This is a genomic window from Moorena sp. SIO1G6, assembly GCF_010672795.1.
GTDB classification, from domain to species: Bacteria; Cyanobacteriota; Cyanobacteriia; order Cyanobacteriales; family Coleofasciculaceae; genus Moorena; species Moorena producens.
Window position 1 is genome coordinate 48,763 of record NZ_JAAHFZ010000012.1, and the last position, 19,232, is coordinate 67,994.

The 19,232-nt window shown below is 44.0% G+C and carries 12 protein-coding genes and 1 pseudogene; 4 read left to right on the top strand and 9 right to left on the bottom strand.

From position 1 onward, the window contains the following. Positions 1–178: 178 nt before the first annotated feature. Positions 179–1,126, top strand: a pseudogene (locus F6K63_RS37815) (DUF6909 family protein); the annotation flags it as partial. 8 nt (positions 1,127–1,134) lie between these two features. Here the strand turns inward: F6K63_RS37815 and F6K63_RS37225 are convergent. Continuing rightward, a complete protein-coding gene (locus F6K63_RS37225) occupies positions 1,135–1,569 on the bottom strand; it encodes a calcium-binding protein (RefSeq protein ID WP_353813015.1) in 435 nt (144 codons plus the stop codon). A 256-nt stretch (positions 1,570–1,825) separates the two neighbouring features. Between F6K63_RS37225 and F6K63_RS13475 the strand changes: the two genes are divergently transcribed. Continuing rightward, positions 1,826–1,957 carry a hypothetical protein gene (locus F6K63_RS13475; RefSeq protein WP_287312344.1) on the top strand — a complete coding sequence of 44 codons (132 nt, stop codon included), beginning with the start codon at positions 1,826–1,828 and terminating at the stop codon, positions 1,955–1,957. A gap of 459 nt (positions 1,958–2,416) precedes the next feature. On the opposite strand, the gene F6K63_RS13480 is transcribed toward F6K63_RS13475, so the two are convergent. Next, on the bottom strand, positions 2,417–3,520 hold the full coding sequence (locus F6K63_RS13480) for a calcium-binding protein (RefSeq protein ID WP_287312345.1): 1,104 nt from the start codon (positions 3,518–3,520) through the stop codon (positions 2,417–2,419). Between the two features lie 1,900 nt (positions 3,521–5,420). Then, on the bottom strand, positions 5,421–6,794 hold the full coding sequence (locus F6K63_RS13485) for a calcium-binding protein (protein WP_071103113.1): 1,374 nt from the start codon (positions 6,792–6,794) through the stop codon (positions 5,421–5,423). A 1,224-nt stretch (positions 6,795–8,018) separates the two neighbouring features. Between F6K63_RS13485 and F6K63_RS13490 the strand changes: the two genes are divergently transcribed. Then, a complete protein-coding gene (locus tag F6K63_RS13490; protein WP_287312346.1) occupies positions 8,019–9,383 on the top strand; it encodes an NB-ARC domain-containing protein in 1,365 nt (454 codons plus the stop codon). A 256-nt stretch (positions 9,384–9,639) separates the two neighbouring features. On the opposite strand, the gene F6K63_RS13495 is transcribed toward F6K63_RS13490, so the two are convergent. From F6K63_RS13495 to F6K63_RS13510, 4 genes are all read right to left on the bottom strand, one after another. Beyond that, positions 9,640–10,818 (bottom strand): calcium-binding protein, encoded by a 1,179-nt coding sequence (locus tag F6K63_RS13495; protein ID WP_287312347.1) that lies wholly within the window; start codon positions 10,816–10,818, stop codon positions 9,640–9,642. Between the two features lie 615 nt (positions 10,819–11,433). Beyond that, entirely contained in the window at positions 11,434–12,297 is an 864-nt protein-coding gene (locus tag F6K63_RS13500) for a calcium-binding protein (RefSeq protein ID WP_287312348.1), read from the bottom strand. Between the two features lie 474 nt (positions 12,298–12,771). After that, a complete protein-coding gene (locus tag F6K63_RS13505) occupies positions 12,772–12,996 on the bottom strand; it encodes a hypothetical protein (protein WP_008181557.1) in 225 nt (74 codons plus the stop codon). Between the two features lie 29 nt (positions 12,997–13,025). Continuing rightward, positions 13,026–13,685 carry an ester cyclase gene (locus F6K63_RS13510; protein ID WP_287312349.1) on the bottom strand — a complete coding sequence of 220 codons (660 nt, stop codon included), beginning with the start codon at positions 13,683–13,685 and terminating at the stop codon, positions 13,026–13,028. 167 nt (positions 13,686–13,852) lie between these two features. Here F6K63_RS13510 and F6K63_RS13515 point away from each other — a divergent pair, with 167 nt between their 5' ends. Continuing rightward, positions 13,853–13,990, top strand: a complete 138-nt coding sequence (locus F6K63_RS13515) for a hypothetical protein (protein WP_287312350.1) — start codon at positions 13,853–13,855, stop codon at positions 13,988–13,990. Between the two features lie 82 nt (positions 13,991–14,072). On the opposite strand, the gene F6K63_RS13520 is transcribed toward F6K63_RS13515, so the two are convergent. Then, positions 14,073–16,886 carry a TIGR02921 family PEP-CTERM protein gene (locus F6K63_RS13520; protein WP_287312351.1) on the bottom strand — a complete coding sequence of 938 codons (2,814 nt, stop codon included), beginning with the start codon at positions 16,884–16,886 and terminating at the stop codon, positions 14,073–14,075. Between the two features lie 122 nt (positions 16,887–17,008). Then, on the bottom strand, positions 17,009–18,775 hold the full coding sequence (xrtO, locus tag F6K63_RS13525) for an exosortase O (protein WP_287312352.1): 1,767 nt from the start codon (positions 18,773–18,775) through the stop codon (positions 17,009–17,011). Between the last annotated feature and the right edge of the window lie 457 nt (positions 18,776–19,232).

The window sequence follows — 19,232 nt, forward strand, 5'->3', positions numbered from 1 at the left end:
CAAACACACAGCAATTCATTAACTCATGGGTAATGGGTCATGGGTAATGGGTAATTGACCCAACTATACTTGATATCATTCCTAGCAATCCTAACAGAGCCTCTGTATGACTATTCCGGTTCCGCCAAGAACTCGCGCTCAAGAATCTCGGGCTGCTATCGAACGGATTTATGTGATCATGCGACATCTATTTATCCGAGGATACTACAAGCCGGGGGGTGCTTCTGGTGCAGCGTTGAGGCAAGCGTTGCTGACTTTGCAACCAGAAATTTATGGCTCCATTGCTGACCCACAGAAAGTGGAATTGAATGGTCTAGTTTATGTTATCGATCGCTTACCCTGCGGCATGGAAATGTGTCGTTTTGTGAAACTGGTGGCGGCAGAAGGGTATAGTCAATCAGGATTTGAGACAATTGTTCCTGCTAAACGTCGCCGTAATTGCTACCGCATTGATGAAGAAACGATGCTGATCGAAATTACCCGAGGGCGTAGCGAGATTTATGACATTCTTACCCATCTGACCTTTATTTATATCGAAGCTAATAAAATTAGAGACCATGCTCTGGAGGAAGGTCAACCAACACGAGAGTGGATAAAGCTCGAAGAAATGGTTACAGGTCAACAATCCCCGGATAATCCTAAGTCGTTGGTGTCAGAAGACCTGGAAGTCCAGCATCGAGCTTTTTCTTACTTAAGTACTCTTTTAGGACGTACGTTTGAAGAAACCAAACACGCTTACCATCGCCTGGCTCAGGCTAGCTCTGACAATAATGGTCTATTTGATATTATCTATTGGCTGGGTCGAGTGGCGATGGAAGAAGTCCAATCCCAACGCGATCGCAAAATTACTTTCAGTTCCACACTCCGGGAGCGGATTGGACATCATATCCACGGGGCGCAGTGGGCCAGTGATGTTAAAGGCTTTGTGTTAGAAAACAATTTATGGGAGCGCCCACTCCATATTATTAGTGCGAATTTGCATAGCGTGATGAATTGCTTATTTGCGCCATCAGCACTGAAACACACCTTGGGACAGGACAAAAAAATTGAGGAAATTGCCCGTGAGTTAAGTTTACCAGAAAACGCCCACCTCAACCAAGAGGTTAGGGAGTTTGCCTTGCAAAATGGGATGTTTTATCTGGCAGATCGAGCTGGGACAAATATCCACGTACAGATTTTTGATACTGCACCAAAGCCACCTCGAAGAGAGTCATTACCTAAGCCACCTCGAAGAGAGTCGTTACCTAAGTTCCCAGACAGGGAGTCATTACCTGAGCCACCCAGAAGAGTGTCATTATCTGAGCCACCTCGAAGAGAGTCGTTACCTGAGCCCCCAAACAAAGTGTCTTCACCTGAGCCCCCAGACAAAGTATCTTCACCAGCATTACCCCCGAGCCTGTCATCACCAGCTCCGCCATCCAGGCTATCATCACCATCATCACCCCTGAGGGTATCATCACCAGCTCCGCCAATCAGGGTATCATCACCATCATCACCCCCGAGCCTGTCATCACAATCCCCGCCATCCAGGCTATCATCACCAGATCCGCCCATTAATACAAGCGCCATGAAACTTACTCCTGAATTTTTTCAAGATTTTAATTAGGTATCTATAAAAGCTATCCACCTGGATTTAGATAATTATGCAAAAAGCGTAATATTTTTTTTTCTAGAAGGGAATTTTATGGTACTTATGTACTATAAAAACGGCGAAACAGCGTATAAGCAAGGATTTCAGCAAATTTAAAAATTTTATTTGAGAAATAAAAATTACCCCAAGTTATTGACAAAAGTCATAACTTGGGGTATAGAGTGAATCAGACAAGTGAATCAGACAATTGGTGAAAACGCGATTGACCGTAGGTCACGCTACGCGATCGCATTCGCTCAGGTTGATGTAGTTGATGTAGGTGGGCAGTGCACCAGACCGATTCACCAAGCCAAAGCCCATTGCTAGGCACTGCCCACCAAACGATTAATCACAGTTGATGTCGGGTCCGCAGTGAACCATACCGATTCACCAAGCTAGCCATAGGATTGCTAGGCACTGCCCACCAACGGATTAATCACAGTTGATGTCGGGTGGGCAGTGCACCAGACCGATTCACCAAGCTAGCCATAGGATTGCTAGGCACTGCCCACCAACGGATTAAAAGATAGGAAAAACAGTTGATGTCGGGTGGGCAGTGCACCAGACCGATTCACCAAGCTAGCCATAGGATTGCTAGGCACTGCCCACCAACGGATTAAAAGATAGGAAAAACAGGGAACGAACAGATCAAGGAGACTTTAACTAGTCAGTTGTTTCCGCCACCCTGTACTAGTGCTTAGTTGATGTAGGGTGGGCAGTGAACCAGACCGATTCACCAAGTCATAGGATTGCTAGGCACTGCCCACCAAACGATTAATCTAGTCGTTATACAAAGGTCAGATCCCCTGATTGGTTATAGCCACCAGACACTATAGCAATAACGTCAAGGCCCGAAGTAGAATTGATAGCAATAAAGTTGTCTTCAAAGGTATAGTTGATGCCTGACTTGAGTTGAATTTTATCCGTACCAGATTGGAAATCCGTAATTACAGCGTAATCATTGAAACCAAATAATCCTTGCCCAACATAGTAAGCATTGTTCTGATCTCCAATCACAAATATATCAGCACCAGCTCCTCCGGTTAAGATATCAATTTCATTAACACCTGGATTGTTACTGGTGGGATCGACACCTACGATCCTATCATTACCATCGCCACCAGATAGAGAGTCATTACCTAAGCCCCCAAACAGAGAGTCGTTACCTGAGTCCCCAGACAGAGAGTCATTACCTGAGCCCCCAGACAGAGAGTCGTTACCTGAGCCACCAGACAGAGAATCGTTACCAGAGCCCCCAGACAGAGAGTCGTTACCTGATTCGCCAAACAGAGAGTCGTTACCTGAGTCCCCAGACAGAAAATCGTTATCTGAGCCCCCAAACAGAAAATCGTTACCTGAGCCAGCGATAACAATGTCATTTCCCTCTTGACCAAAGAGAAGGTCATTGCCACCGAGTCCTATAATGATGTCATCTCCCTCAAGTCCCAGGATTAAATCGTTGTTGCCAGTACCGAGTAAAACGTCAATATTGGGAGTACCAATAATAAACTGAAAAGGCTGTGAGATTTGATTTTCTAACGATGATGTTTGTACGTCTGACTCATTGGAAACAAACGCTTGTATCTGGGTAGTACTGAACAACAACAGTGGAGCAGAAGAACCAGGTAACTGGGGGCTAGGAACTTCCTGATTCAGGATAGATTGTGGCAGTGAGTTGATTGACTCTAGTTCGGATTCTGGAATTAGGCCGGATGGTAAGTTCTCAATTGTATCTATTAACGTAACCATAGTGAATTTACTCTTGTTTTTGGATGTAGCTAACGTAGCGATCGCAGCAGCTAGACAATACCTAATGGTCATGAGCAGTTGATTACTCAGACTTTGACAAAATCTTAAACTCCAAACTGCCTCCCCTTTGGCCGACTGCATCGCTTTCAGGAATCTTTAGGAAATTTACCTTTTCCCCTTGCCTAGAAAGGTTTTCAGCACTGGTAGTCCCTGATGGGGTAAGCATTCAGCAGTCAGCTATCAGCTATCAGCTTTTGAATGAAAGAGGTAAGCATTCGTTGCATCTCAGTTCCCTGGCCTTTCGGCCACGCTACTTGAGGTGCCCGAGGGAGGAATTCATAGTCTTTGGCTTTGAGTCCGTTGAACTCGTCAGCCGAATAGCTTGTTTTAAGCTGACTGCTGACGGCTGATAGCTGAATGCTTACCTCATGGGGGAGACCCCCATGGCGGCGCTATCTCCCCTGAAGGAGCCCAAAAATGTCAAATTACCATTAAGACCATTAAGGGTTCTTGGTTGCGATCACCCCAGGGTAAACCCATCTTATTTTGGAATGCCTACTGGATATGGAATTCATAGGATAAGTATTTATCCTGATGAATTTTGAAATCTTTTATGAGTAAGGATTCTATAATTTAGATGGGTTTGTCCTGTGAATAATTCGTTTACTTTGGAACGAAAATTTGCACACTCCACCTATCTATAATCCTGGAGATTATTTGTGATTAACTCTATAGGCTCCGATTTGAAGTTACCCATACCTATAATCGAGTTTTGGGATAACCCAAAACCCTAGGGAGTGTTAAGCACCGTGTTTATTCTGGCAACCACAAACTAGGCAAGTAAGGGCACCTTGAATAACGCCAAAACAGCTATCTTACCGATAGGGGCAGAATTCCACTTGCCACCCATTTATCTTTTTTCGTTCTCTGAATAGAAGAGTAATTCATTTCCTGGATAAAATCAAGTCCTATCAAGGATTAATTATAAAATCTTAATTAAGGATAAATTGTGAATAAGTAAATATGAATTCTAGATGAATTATGAAGGATAAATTATGAATTTTATGTAGATAATTAAGGATAAATTGTGAATGATGAGATATGAATTCTAGATGAATTATGAAGGATAAATTATGAACTTCATGTAGATAAATTATGAAGTTCATGTAGGGTGGGCAGTGAACCAGACCGATTCACCAAGCCAAAGCCCATTGCTAGGCACTGCCCACCAACGGATTAATCACAATTGATGTAGATGTAGGGTGGGCAGTGAACCAGACCGATTCACCAAGCCAAAGCCCATTGCTAGGCACTGCCCACCAACGGATTAATCACAATTGATGTAGATGTAGGGTGGGCAGTGAACCAGACCGATTCACCAAGCCAAAGCCCATTGCTAGGCACTGCCCACCAACGGATTAATCACAATTGATGTAGATGTAGGGTGGGCAGTGAACCAGACCGATTCACCAAGCCATAGCGCAATGCTAAGCACTGCCCACCAACGGATTAATCACAGTTGATGTCGGGTGGGCAGTGAACCAAACCGATTCACCAAGCCAGCGATCGCATTGCTAAGCACTGCCCACCAAACGATTAATCACAGTTGATGTAGATGTAGGGTGGGCAGTGAACCAGACCGATTCACCAAGCCAGCGATCGCATTGCTAAGCACTGCCCACCAAACGATTAATCACAGTTGATGTCGGGTCCGCAGTGAACCAGACCGATTCACCAAGCCAGCGATCGCATTGCTAAGCACTGCCCACCAAACGATTAATCACAGTTGATGTCGGGTCCGCAGTGAACCAGACCGATTCACCAAGCCAGCGATCGCATTGCTAAGCACTGCCCACCAAACGATTAATCACAGTTGATGTCGGGTCCGCAGTGAACCAGACCGATTCACCAAGCTAGCGATCGCATTGCTAAGCACTGCCCACCAAACGATTAATCACAGTTGATGTCGGGTCCGCAGTGAACCATACCGATTCACCAAGCTAGCGATCGCATTGGTAGGCACTGCCCACCAAACTAATCGTTATACAAAGGTCAAATCCCCTTGGTTATAGCCACCAGACACAATCGCAATAATGTCAAAGCCGAAATTAGGCGCGATCTTCTCAACAGAGTCCAAACTACTATCCCCTATGGTCAGCTGAGATTCAACACCTAAACTCTTACCTCCAGCAATATCATTAGCAATCTGTTCCACTGAAGCAAGACTTTTATCAGAAGAAGAGAAGCCTTGATTGACAGCGATAAAGTTTGATGCAAAGGTATAGTTGAGCCCTGACTTGAGTTGAATTTTATCCGTACCGGATTGGAAATCCTTAAGTAGAGCGTAATCATTCAGACCCAAAAATCCTCCACCACCGACATAGTAAGGATTCTTGCTATCTCCCATCACAAATTTATCAGCACCAGCTCCTCCGGTTAAGATATCAATTTCATTAATACCTGGCTGTTTACTGTTGGGATCAACACCTACGATGGTATCATTACCACCGCCACCAGTAATATTGTCACTTCCGGCACCACCAGTAAGTTGATTACTGTTGTTATCACCAATAATGGTATCGTTGCGACCAGCACCTTTGACATTCACAAAGTTTTGGACAGTGCGATTAAGAACGGGACCATTAACAACATTAATCTGTAAACTGTTCTGTTGCAGATTTACGTTCACAGACGCACCAGTACCAGCAGAAGAGGCATCAATCGTATTAGCTTGACCGGCATCCCCAATAATCGTCTCCACTCGGATCAGTGTATCCTGACCAAGACCACTTTTGTTAACGATTCCCGTGGGTAAAAGAGTAATGGCTCGACCCAGACCAGTGTAATCGACGGTATCATTGCCTTCCTCTCCATCCAGGACATCATTACCACTACTGCCAATGAAATGGTTTTTGCCAGTTCCCCCGAATAGGGAGTCATTACCAGAGCCACCATCCAAGATATCATTACCAGAACTGCCAAACACAAAGTCGTTACCTGAGCCGCCAGATACAAAATCGTTACCTGAGCCAGCGATAACAATGTCATTTCCCCCTTCACCAAACACAAGGTCATTGCCACCTAGTGCTAAAATGACGTCATTTCCGCCACGTCCTAGGATTAAATCGTTGTTGTTAGTACCCACTAAAAAGTCAGGATTGGGAGTACCAATAATAAAGTTAAAAGGCCCTGAGATTATAGATTTCGAGGATAAGCTTTGTACGCCTGACTCATTGGGAACTAACTGTTGTATCTGGGTCAAATTTAACTGAATCGGTGTACCAGCAGACTTAGATAAATCGGGGCTAGGAACTACCTGATCCTGAATAGATTTTGGCAGTGACTTGATTAAATTTAGTTCTGATTCCGGAATTAAGTTGGATAATTTCTGAGTTTCATTTACTAACGTAGCCATGGTTAATTTACTCTTTTTTTTGGTATGAATCTACCTTAGCGATCGCAGCAGCTATAAAATACCTAATGGTGATTAGGACTTGATTAGGTTTTAGGATTAGGTCAAGGAGTATAGCCTTGATCAAATAGGTGAAGTACACAATAGCAAGGGGAACAGCGGATCTAGGAACAGCGGATCTGGGAACAGGAAAAGGAACACGTAAAAAATAGGTGTGTGTAGCTAATTAATATGAGAATCGCTATAGTTATTAATTAATTATTAATAAACAATTAATAATTGTTTATTGTGACTTGTTACTTAGCAGCACCAGCTCTACCCAAAAAAAATATATGTAAGCATTCAGCCGTCAGCCGTCAGCCGTGGGCTAAAAGCCCACGCTACGCGAACAGCTGACGTAACAAAGATTAAACGAATGCTTACTTGTTTTATTTAAAAGCTCAAAGCTCAAAGCTGAGAGCTGTTCGCGTAGCGTGCGCGTAGCGCATTAGCTGATAGCTGAATGCTTACAAATATATAGCGTTAATCCTACTGATGAGGTAGATTTAATTTTCTTACCCCGACTCCCGACTCCCTCGGTGCGCTTTCCGTAGGCGAATTAAATTCGCCACGGGTCGCACCGCTCCCGACTCCCGACTCCCTAAAACCCCAAGGGCTAGGTACCTCACCCAATTGAGAACTGCTATGGTACCCATAACGGGTACTGTCAAATTTTCTCAAATAAAGTAAACTAGAGTTATCAGTCAATCGGTTATCGGGGGTGTTTAGTTTAGGAATTAAATTAAATTCAACCTAAATTATCCCAATTGACCTGATAATTACCTATGTATAAAATGGTAAGATTAACTTAGCTTAAAAAAAACAATTTAGCCTTACAAATTTAGGGGGTGCATCTCATTTTTGCTGTTTGATCTAGTGGTGCGTTACGGGACGGACTTTCCCAACACTGGCTACCGATAAAATGAGGGCGAGCCCGTCTTATCACGCACCCTACCCAACTTTTTTACAAATATGAGATGCACCCAATTTAGGGACAGTAATCAGGGTAATTTGCTTACGTAGAGATGTAACAAAAACTGATTTTTTCAAACAGTATAGTTATCAGCATCGGGGACATCTACGTTTTGCAAATATATCTAGTAAACGCTCCCAATAGCTACCTTATTGATTAGTTAATTTATTAGTTGATAGGTAGCTATTTCGTGAGCTTGATTAGGATTCCCTACTATGAAATCTAACACCAATCGATTTGAAGATGAACTGTTTATCAAAGCAGCCAAGCTGTGGAATTTAGAAAAGTTGTATACAGAACTAGCTCATAAAAAAAACATTGCTACAAATAGGGAAATCAAATTGACCCCAGTGGAAAAAGCATGCTTAAGAGGTTTGCTGTGCGGCTATCCTCCTAAAAAAATTGCTGCTGCTCTCCATTGGAGTTGTGGCTCACTTAGCGTTCAACTCACTAAAGGTTTGTATCGGTATGTAGAAAGCTTAACTAATCGGAAATCGAACACCCTAAAAAGTTGGAGAGATATCTCTATATGGCTGGAAGCCGCTGGATACAAAACTCCCCAGCAGTGCCAAGATTGGGGTGAAGCACCACAGATTTCTGCATTCTATGGACGCACTAGGGAACTGAACACCCTTAAGCAATGGATTAGTCTCAAGGGAAGCCAATTGGTAGCAATACTTGGGATAGTAGGCGTTGGCAAAACATCGTTAGCTGCCAAGCTAGCACGAGAGATTCAGGAGGAGTTTGATTATATTATTTGGCGATCGCTATCCTCTGCCCAACCCCTGAAGCAACTGCTGGCACAACTGATTCCATTCCTATCTCACCAGCAGTCATCGGAGTTACCAGAAGACATCAACCTGCTCATGTCTCACTTTCTAGAGTGTTTACGAGAGCATCGCTGTCTAGTAATACTCGATGATGCTGAACAGATTTTAAGCCGTGGCACTTTAGTTGGAAAGTATCAAGCCGGATATGAGGATTATGGTCAACTTTTTAGAAGAGTAGCACAAGAAAGACACCAAAGTTGTTTGCTCCTAATCAGTTGGGAACCACCGCTAGAAATGGAGTTATTGGAGAAAAAAAACTATTCCACTCGTTCATTAACCCTAAACGGTTTACCAACAGAAGATGCTCGGAAACTATTAGCAGCTAATGGTTTGTCTGAACAAGAGCAAGACATGGAACTCATTAAACGTTATCGAGGCAATCCCTTAGGGTTAAAGCTGGCTGTGACAACGATTAAAGACTTTTTTTTTGGTAGTGTATCGGAATTTTTAAGTTGGGAGGAAATGATTGTTCCTGAGCCAATGAGAGCAATGTTAATCGAGCAATTGAATCGGTTAGATGAGTCAGAGAAGAAGGTGATCGCCTATCTAGCTAGGAATCCTACCCCCATTTACATTAAACAATTGCGCCATAGTATTAGCTTAGACTATAATTCACAACTTATTTCAGTTTTACAGTCTTTGGAAAGGCGCTCACTAATGGAAAAAATTTCCCACAGTAATCGCACATTTTTTACTATAATTCCTGTAATTAGGACGGTGATTAATCAGCATGAAGGTTGTTTGCTGTAGGGGTTCGGTCTAGGGTAGGTTGAAGGTTGAAGGTTGAAGGTTGAAGGTTGAAGGTTGACTGTCAACCTTCAACAAAAAACGACTATAGCAATTCTCATCACCAGTGAGGTACACAGGATTTGTTCCCTACTCCCTACTCCCTGCTCCGAAGTCCCTGCTCCGAAAGCGCCCCGCGTGGCCCACGGCCTCAGTCCCTAAAATCCAAAATGTACCTCACCGAATTGATAAATGCTAGATAAGTTAACTTTTAATTAACTTAAAATACCTCAAAGTCTGTGAAATCTACCGAGGTGCTGGTGTCGATTGTAGCAAACTGAGCTCCGCTTCCCAGACCACCTGCACTGCCATTCTGGTTGTAGAATAGACCGCCGGTTTCGCTGTTGTAGACAATCAAAGCACCACTACTTTCTACCTGGCTATTATCAGATACAACCGCCCATTCACTGCTATCTAAGCCCCCACTGGAGGTACCAGTGAGCGCAGTGAAGGTGTCCTGTTCCAGACTAATTTTGTCTTGACCTCCGATAAAGTTAGTAATGCTATCGAGACCCAAATCGCTTGAATTGAAAGCTACTCCACTGTCAAAAGTAAAGGTAGTAATACCGTTGCCACTGATTAGGACATCATTACCATCTCCACCAACCAGATTGTCATCGCCATCACCTCCAATCAGAGTGTCATCGCCAGCATCTCCAATTAGGTTATCATCACCAGCTCCGCCAACCAGGCTATCATTGCCAGCATCACCCCTGAGGTTGTCATCACCGGCTCCGCCAATCAGGGTGTCATTGCCATTACCTCCAATACCAAGCAAAGGTAACACAGCATTGGTTCCATCGAGAAGGTCATTACCATCACCGCCGTTAAAGACTACCAGCTGTACATCAGTACCGGACAAGTCATTAACAGTTAAGGTGTCATCACCCCCAAGACCATTGATCTCAAACTGTTCTACATCATTGACATTCAGGTTGAACAGACCGAGATTCAACCGCTCAAAGCGTACCCTGGGGCCAAAGGGGTTGAGGGCAAAGTTATCTCCGGCACCATCTGCGCCATTGACTTCTACCACATCAAAGCCAGCACCCCCTTCCATGATATCGCTGCCATCACCGTTATTCCAAATCAGTCGGTCATTACCATTTCCGCCATTGATATTGTCATCACCGCGATCGCCAATCAGGGTATCATTGCCTTGACCACCATCTAGAAGATCAATACCATCACCACCGCTTAATAAATCATTGCCAGCTCTGCCATCAAGTAAATCTTCCCCAGCAGCCCCTGCCAGGATGTCATTGCCAGCACCCCCATCAAGAAGGTCATTGCCACCCAAACCTAGTAAGGTGTCATTGCCAGCAAGCCCGATCAGGTTATCATCATTGTTGTCTCCTTGTAGAAAGTCATTACCTGGACCGCCGATTAATGTATTCATGAAAGTTGCTCCTGAATTTTTTAGAGATTGTGAGTAGGTATCTATAAGAGCTATCCACCTGGATTTGGATAATTATGCAAGAAGCCTACTATTTTTTTTTCTCTAGAAGTTAACTTACTATGTACATATGTACTAATTAGACGTCGAAACCGCCTATACGCAAGTATCTCACCGAATTGATAAATTCTATTTTAGAAACAAAAATTACCCCAAGTTATTGACAAAAGTCATAACTTGGGGTAGCGTCTGAATCAGACAAGTGAATCAGACAATTGGGGATTTAGCGTACCCATTCACCCACATCCCCTGTCCCATTTAGGTTCATGTAGGGTGGGCAGTGCACCAGACAGATTCACCAAGCTGGGCTTTGCCCGTTCCTAGGCACTGCCCACCCTAGGATTAATCACAATGGTTCGAGTACTCAGGTTGATGTAGGGTGGGCAGTGCACCAGAAAGATTCACCAAGCTGGCCATAGCCAAAGTAAGCACTGCCCACCAAACGATTAATCACAATGGTTCGAGTACTCAGTTTAACGGAGAGGAAGAAAAGGGGGAAACGGGCCAGATCAAGGAGATTTTAACTAGTCAGTTATTTCCGAGACGGTGTACTAGTCGTTATACAAACATCAGATCCCCTTGGTCATAGCCAGGAGAAACTATAGCAATAACATCAAAGCCCGAACCAGAATCGAGAGCGATAAAGTTGGAACCAAAGGTATAGTTGATGCCTTGCTTGAGTTGAATTTTATCCGTACCAGATTGGAAATCTGTAATTAGAGCGTAGTCATTGAGACCCGCAGGTCCTCCCCCCCCGACATAGTAAGGATTATTGCTATTTCCAATCGCAAATGTATCAGCACCAGCTCCTCCGGTTAAGGTATCAATTTCATTAACACCTGGATTGTTACTGCTGGGATTTACACCTACGATGGTATCATTACCTAAGCCCCCAGACAGAGAGTCGTTACCTACACCGCCAGACAGAGAGTCGTTACCTACACCGCCAATCAGGGTATCTTTACCAGCTCCGCCAATCAGGGTATCTTTACCAGCTCCGCCAAGCAGACTATCATCACCAGCTCCGCCAACCAGGCTATCTTCACCAGCCCCGCCAACCAGGCTATCATTGCCAGCATTCCCCCTGAGGGTGTCATCACCAGCTCCGCCCATCAGGGTATCTTTACCAGCTCCGCCAATCAGGGTATCTTTACCAGCTCCGCCAACCAGGCTATCATCACCAGCCCCGCCAACCAGGCTATCATTGCCAGCATTCCCCCTGAGGGTGTCATCACCAGCTCCGCCCATCAGGGTATCTTTACCAGCTCCGCCAATCAGGGTATCTTTACCAGCTCCGCCAACCAGGCTATCATCACCAGCCCCGCCAACCAGGCTATCATTGCCAGCATTCCCCCTGAGGGTGTCATCACCAGCCCCGCCCATCAAGGTATCGTTACCTGGACCGCCTATTAATACAACCATGAAACTTACTCCTGAATTTTCAGAGAGAGATGGTAAGTAGGTATCTATAAATAGTTACATACCTCTATGTCGAGAATTATACAAGAAGCCTACTATTTTTTTTTCGTAAAAGTTAATTTTATTTACAAAACCTCCTAAGAGAGGGACTTTCAGCCTCCAAAAGAAGTCCTCAAACCTGCTTCAAGACTTCTTTTTTGCCAGTGTACAGCAATCACAGACCTGAATAGATGGGGTAATCAGGTAATGGGGTGATCGGGTGATGGGGGATAATCTACCTAACCTGATTTCCATATAACTGAGATCTTGCACCAGTACAAAAAAACTTAATAACGGAAGTGATAACAATCAATTTCAGCACTGAAATAGTCAAATCTTATCACTGTTCCCAGATCCGCTGTTCCCTGTTCCCTAACTTGACAGGTAAATTTTAAACTTGGTGCAAGATCTGAGTATAAGCGATTAGCCCTAAGCAGGCTAGGCTTCGGGAACCCTTGAGGCAACAATGGGGGATACAGGCTTTGAGCAACTACGGTAGATTAAGGCTTCCAGGGTTACGTCGAACTCAGGTGAGATTTTATCGAATTGAAAGTCTGGGAAAAAGCCCTTGGCCAAAGCCCACGCTACGCCCATAAGCTGAAAGCTGAAAGCTGTTCGCACCTCAAGCAGCGTGGCCACAGGCCAAGGGTGGGCGTAGCGCATTAGCTGAATGCTTACGAATTATTTAAATTTTAAGAGTGGAAGGGACAGCCTGATGTTAATTGCTTGAGAAACAAACTGTTATCGAAGAAATGCTCCAAGGAGACAATCTTCAAGTCTTCAGTAACCCGAGCAATACTGATGCCAAAAACTTCTATAGTTTCTCCTGTGGGTTCATGGCCTTTAAAGGAACCGCTAAACGTCCCCCAATGCCGCCACTTAAAGGTGACATTAGGAGGTGCGGAAAGCACTTCCATCAGTTCCCAGAGAAAGCCATTAGGAAAAGCCTTATGGAAAATTTCTATGGATGATTCAAAGGTTTCTTCTGTGGAGCGATAGTGTTCCGTATCCCCAAGAAATACGTTGTATGTTCCGATATCAGCAACAGTCTGGGCATTGTACTTTGGTCCACCGTTAGTGCTCATCCGAAACTGGTCGGCAACAATAGACAACCACTGTTCAGGATTAGCTTTATAGGAGGCTTCCATCTCGAAGGTTCTGACTAAGTTTTGAGCGATCGCTTCCAAAGACCCCTCTGGATGATTGAATTTACTCCCTTTCTTAAGAAATTGATTAGTTTGGGCATAATCAGGGCGTTTGCCCTCTCGCCATTCAACCCCAGCATCATTGGCGATAACTGTATCTCTTTCCTGCACCCAAAGAGGCAATCCTGTGGACTGACTATTACTCATTGAAGTATCTCAGTTCAATTGATTAGAATTCCTCAACAATTTTGCTAAATTGTCTTCTTGTTACCATGGCAAGTACATAAAAATTAAACTATTTGAGAGGATTGTAATAGTACACAATAAAATGAAATATTAAAATAATCAAATAATGTAATAATGACTACAAACTAATGACGGCGCTCCCATCTCCTGGGATGGAATCAGCGTTGGAATCAGCTGAGCGAGTTGCTGGAGCGATGCAGCGCGGTCTTGGGGGTTTCCCTCATGAGCGACTGCATCAAGAAGAGATTTTTGTTCGTGTTGTCTGAAACAGTAAAAAAAAAGGGCAAAGTTGAAACTCTCCATACTTTGCCCTTGCTAATTGATGAAATAATTGACAACTATTGAGGATTAACCGTCAACGGTAATTTTTTGTCGTTTGCTAATAATCAAAAGTGCGATCGCACTGATCAAAATCAACATCCATACCTCTGGTTCAGGAACACCGGAAACACTAAAGGGATTAGACGGCTGATTCAACTGTTCTTCCCCAGTTTCCACCTCTCGGTCAAAGCGATCGCTCGACGCTTCTGCTTCTTTGAGCATCCGTCGTTGCTCATCATTCACCAGCACAATCATGGATGAATAGGGACTGACAATGTCATAAGTCTTGGCGATGCCATGAATCCGATCCAGTTCTTCTAGAGAACCATTCAGGTTTCCACTCAACCCTAGGATAAGTTGCCTGGCCGCCAGTGGTTCAAATCCAGTTTCACTAGGAGTCTCAGCAGTTGCTGATTCCATAAACCAAGCATAGCCATCGGCCACACTTACCACCGATGACCCCAAGGCTTCTTGAGTGGCCATCCGCTGGATTACCCCTTGGATATCGGTAGAGACACCACCACCACTATTTTGAATCAATTTTAGAATCGTATCATTGTAGGCTGAGGGTAATTGATTGCCTAAATGAACCATCCACAGGGGTGCAGCCACCACCGCCACATTGTTATTATCCTCAGATAACTCATAACTACCTTGATCAGTCACCAGTAATATCCCGTCATAGGGGGTATTGCCACGCAACTGTTCAAACTGTTGCAGCATCTGTTCAGGTTGGATAGAGCCATAAAAGGTAATCTCAGCAGGATCAAAATCACTGATATCATCAATGCGTTTAGCTTGATGTTCGATCTTGTTATCTATTGCGTCAGTGATGTACAAATCCGCATCATTGTTAGTCAAGCTCTGATCAGCAAAACCTTGTTGTTGCAGCCAAGTGAATGTCTGTTTGACCTGGGATGCTTGAGCAGCCATACTCCTGGAACTATCGAGAATGACAGCAAACCGCTTATCCTTTAATGTCGAGAGGTTAGTGTTTCCTATTGCTGATTTCTGCAACAGGTCTAACGGTTTCGCCGAGATGCGGTAGCCATCCCCTAAATTCACCTGATGAACCATGGGTTGCTGGGGTTGATCTGCTGGTAAATATGCTTCTAACCACCGATCATAAAAACCCCGTTTTACTTTACCATTGCGGATGCGCTTGGTGCGATTTGTCCAAAAGATATTCCGTTGTTCGTTTAATTCAGGTAACGGCCAACCCTTCTCTTGTCGCATCACCTTGTAGGTCAGCCACAGATGCATTTCCGTTGCGCGATCGCTACCATTTCTTTTCTCCCATGAGTATAGCGGAGGAGGAACGGGAAATGCTCTGAGACGATAATTCCGGGGTCCGACTTGCTCAAGCAGCGCTGGGTCCACAGGACGCGATCGCCTGACCTGGGAGTTATACACCTGTTGGGCAGCACCCCGTGGGGAGACTTGAAATGGAAAGCGCTGATTGCGGTCATCGGTTTCACCTAGCCACAAGCCAGTAATAGCTGCCCCTTCTGGTAAGGAAAAATAGTAGAGTACTTCTTCAACATCAGTAGTTTTATTCTTATACACCTCGTAGATTTCTACATCTGCCCAATCCCCATGGGCATCTAAGGTTACCTCTTGCTTTTGCAGCCACACCCGTTCTTGATCGATATTCAACAAACCAGCCTTAGCTTGGTCAATTATCGCTGTAGATTGTAAAGCATGTTGAACAGATTTTCGTTCCGCTTTCTGAAGTGGTGTATCAAAGAATTCCCCATAAAGCTGTTGAGCTTTTTGGACATCGTCTCGGGAGCCCTTATACAAAAACGGTGACATAACCAGATTGTAGCTATTCTGTAAAAATTCACACAGGTTATCTGGCAAGTCAAACACATCTTTGTACATAGCGTAGATATGGTTATTCTCGTCTCGGCTACTCAGATACCGATAGGGAAACAAATTAGCATTAACTAATCCAGTGCGAATTACATCAGACTTAGCTATCAAGGCTTGGCGATCGCTATTAGTTTTTGGGTAATTTTCTAGGAGCTTAAACGCCTCGACTTGAGCTTGTACATTCAAGGAAAAGAACAGAATTATCCAGACAGTAACCACAGCTACTGCCCCTTGAATCGCCCGGTTGCGCCCATACTGTCCAGCAAAAGCCCTTAATATCCGGTGTCCAGAATGAAGATAAAGAGCTGTAAATACTGAAGGCATTCCTAGAAATATGGTAATGCTAAATCCAAATAGGAGTAACATGAACAAACCGATTATATTACCATAGATAAACACTGCCCACAGCTGAGCTAGCCATTGAAATTTGAAGAAATTTTGGATGGAAGCACCAGCAGCAGGGATAACATAAAAAAACACCAACAATCCTACATAAACACTAATCAAAAGCATCAAGGTGTGAGCGATTAGTTGTAGCCATGCTACTGATTTACGATTAGCATCATATCCCCATAACACTTCGGCAGCAAATGCCAGGATACACACCAAAACTGTACCCAATACTAAGGTGCTAACAGTGGTAAATTCCCGGATCAAGAACAAACGAATTAGGCACCAAGCAAACAAGGGTGCTTCCACACCATAAAACAAGCGCATTAACTCCCTTGGTTGCATCGTGAGACGCCAACCACCAATTACAGTACAGACAGTTGGTACTGCAATCAATGCTAAAAACGTAAGGAAGAAATCAACAGGAATAGCACCATCAAAGGTCTCCTGGATTAACAGAATACCAATAATTGGCAAGATGCCAGCATAGACAACTGTGAGAAACATCAGATTCCACAGCCAAAAAATACTGTAAAAACTGATATCAAGGATTTGTTTTAGAGATTTTTGTTTCATTGTATTGCTCTATCAGCTATCAGCTATCAGCTATCAGCTATCAGTTATCAGTTATCAGTTATCAGCTATCAGTTATCAGCTATCAGCTATCAGCTATCAGCTATCAGCTATCAGCCATTGGCCTACGGCCAAGCTAAACCGAACAGCTTTTGAATAAAATAAGCTGACGGCTGACGGCTGACGGCTGACGGCTGACCACTGACCGCTGACCGCTGACCGCTGACCGCTGACGTTAAACTTTGATGAATAGCATCATGGATAGTGCTAGCAAAAGTCTGAATCTCAGCACTATCGGGATTGTGTTCACTATCGAAGAGGACAGAAACTAGCACCCAAGTCTTGTTGCGATGGGCGATATAATCCCAGATTCGGGATAGGAAATCATCTGTAGTGCCCTGGGGTGATTGAAACCAGTAGGTTGCTGAACGTTTGCCATCTTGCAGAGATACCCACCGTGCCTTTACTGACTGATTGAGCAAGGTTGGCTTAATGGAGTCTACCTTGAAACCATTGCCCACCAAACATAATTCTGGTGGATGGTGAGCTTGCCAAGCGCTACTGGCTACCAACAGCATTGAACCGGAGAGATTGCCATAGACAAACCGTTGCTTTTGAGCAATAGGTAAGGCAGGATTATCAAAAAATCGCTGTTCAGCTTCCGTTAGAGGTAATGGTTCAGATACCAGTTGCTGGGGTAATTGAATCGATGCAATCGCATTTACCTTCTCTTGAATTGGTTGAATTTGACCTACCAGCCCTAGAGCGATAACTACAATCAGCAGCCAAGTGATACTCTTAGACTTTGGCTGAAACTGATAGCTGACACCAGTCTTAACTAGAGCAGTAGCCTGGGGATGCCCGTTTTGTTTGTTTAGCCGCCACTGATCATCCTTTAGTGCCAGACCGGAATTAGACGAATATCCTAAATTTCCGTTTCGATGGGGGTTTCCTTTCTTCAAACTTCCTTGTTTCTTATCTTTACCCAGCAATGACAAATCCCTAAACACAGTTGTGGCCAACATCAAACCCCCGGAATTCTGAGGAACGGTTTGCAGCAGCATCCAACTGAAGGCGCAGGCCAAGATAAAACCCATCAGTCCTAGCGGTAGATGTAGCACTTCAGCAATTTGTGGCTGTTGCCAGACTTCTATAATCATGACTAACAGCAGCACCCGGATTGTATTAGCGATCGCTAGCAGCACCAGATTTGCAGTGCAAACCAGTAACCAACGTATTCCCAGCTGACGACGTTCTAACCAAGTAGCTGCCAGTAAAAACAAAGTCCCTGTCCACAAACTTTTCAGACCACTACAGGGCAAATCTACCTGAGCAATGCCGTTTTCCATGACAATAATGTCGTGGGAGGAGATAGCTACAATGTGCCAAGCTGATAGCATCTGTTCCACAGCATGAGCAGTGATCACCCTTACTGGAAAACCCAAACCACTGTTAAACTCAGTGCTGAAAGGGACAACACAGGCAAGTAAAATTGCAGCAGGTAACCCTTTACGCCAAAGGGATGGTGATATAAACAAGCCCCATAACCCGTAGCTACCCAGTAGGAATAGGAGTAAGTTGAGTTGTGGGATATACACCAACCATCTGAATGCGATCGCACTAATCCCAGACCCTAACATTAGCAACAGCGGATAGAGTCTTAAGGTGGGAGTTGCTGACACAGTTATAATTAAGCGATCGCGCCATAGCTGTACCAAACAAGCCATGATCACAACACCGATTAGCATCAGATTTAGCAGTGATGCATACTTAAATGACTCAAATAGCCATTGCAGTGCCCAGATATTACCCAAAAGCCAAGCCACTACCAGCACGATGGTGCTGGCGAGGTTTTGACCTCTGGGGGGATCGGAATTCATCCCAGCTGTCATAACAAGTTTCTCCTTCAGAGAAATAAAGTGTGCTAAAAAGGACTATCTATCGGGAGCTATCACTTATGCAGAGCATTTATAAAAAAGCTATAGCCCTCTCATGGGTTTTAGCTTGCTGTGATCGTACATATAGCGTTTATAGGATTTATGAGGTACGCTTCTCAACCTCATGGCATAGAGAATTGCTATAGTTCATAGGTTCTAAAAATTTGACCTGATCCCTATCTACCTGATCGAACACAGTTATTTATTGGTAATTTGTAGTTAGTAATTGCTTATTTGGAATTGCTAATTATTAATTGGTAAAGGTTCCCACAATTATCCATAACTCTTTTATAATTACCGTTTACCCTACGCTAATCTTTCCAGAGTTAAGTTTGTAGCCCTTCAAATTACCAACCATTATAGGACAGATTTAAAAAAACAGTATAAAAACCGGATATCTAGGGCTCCTAAA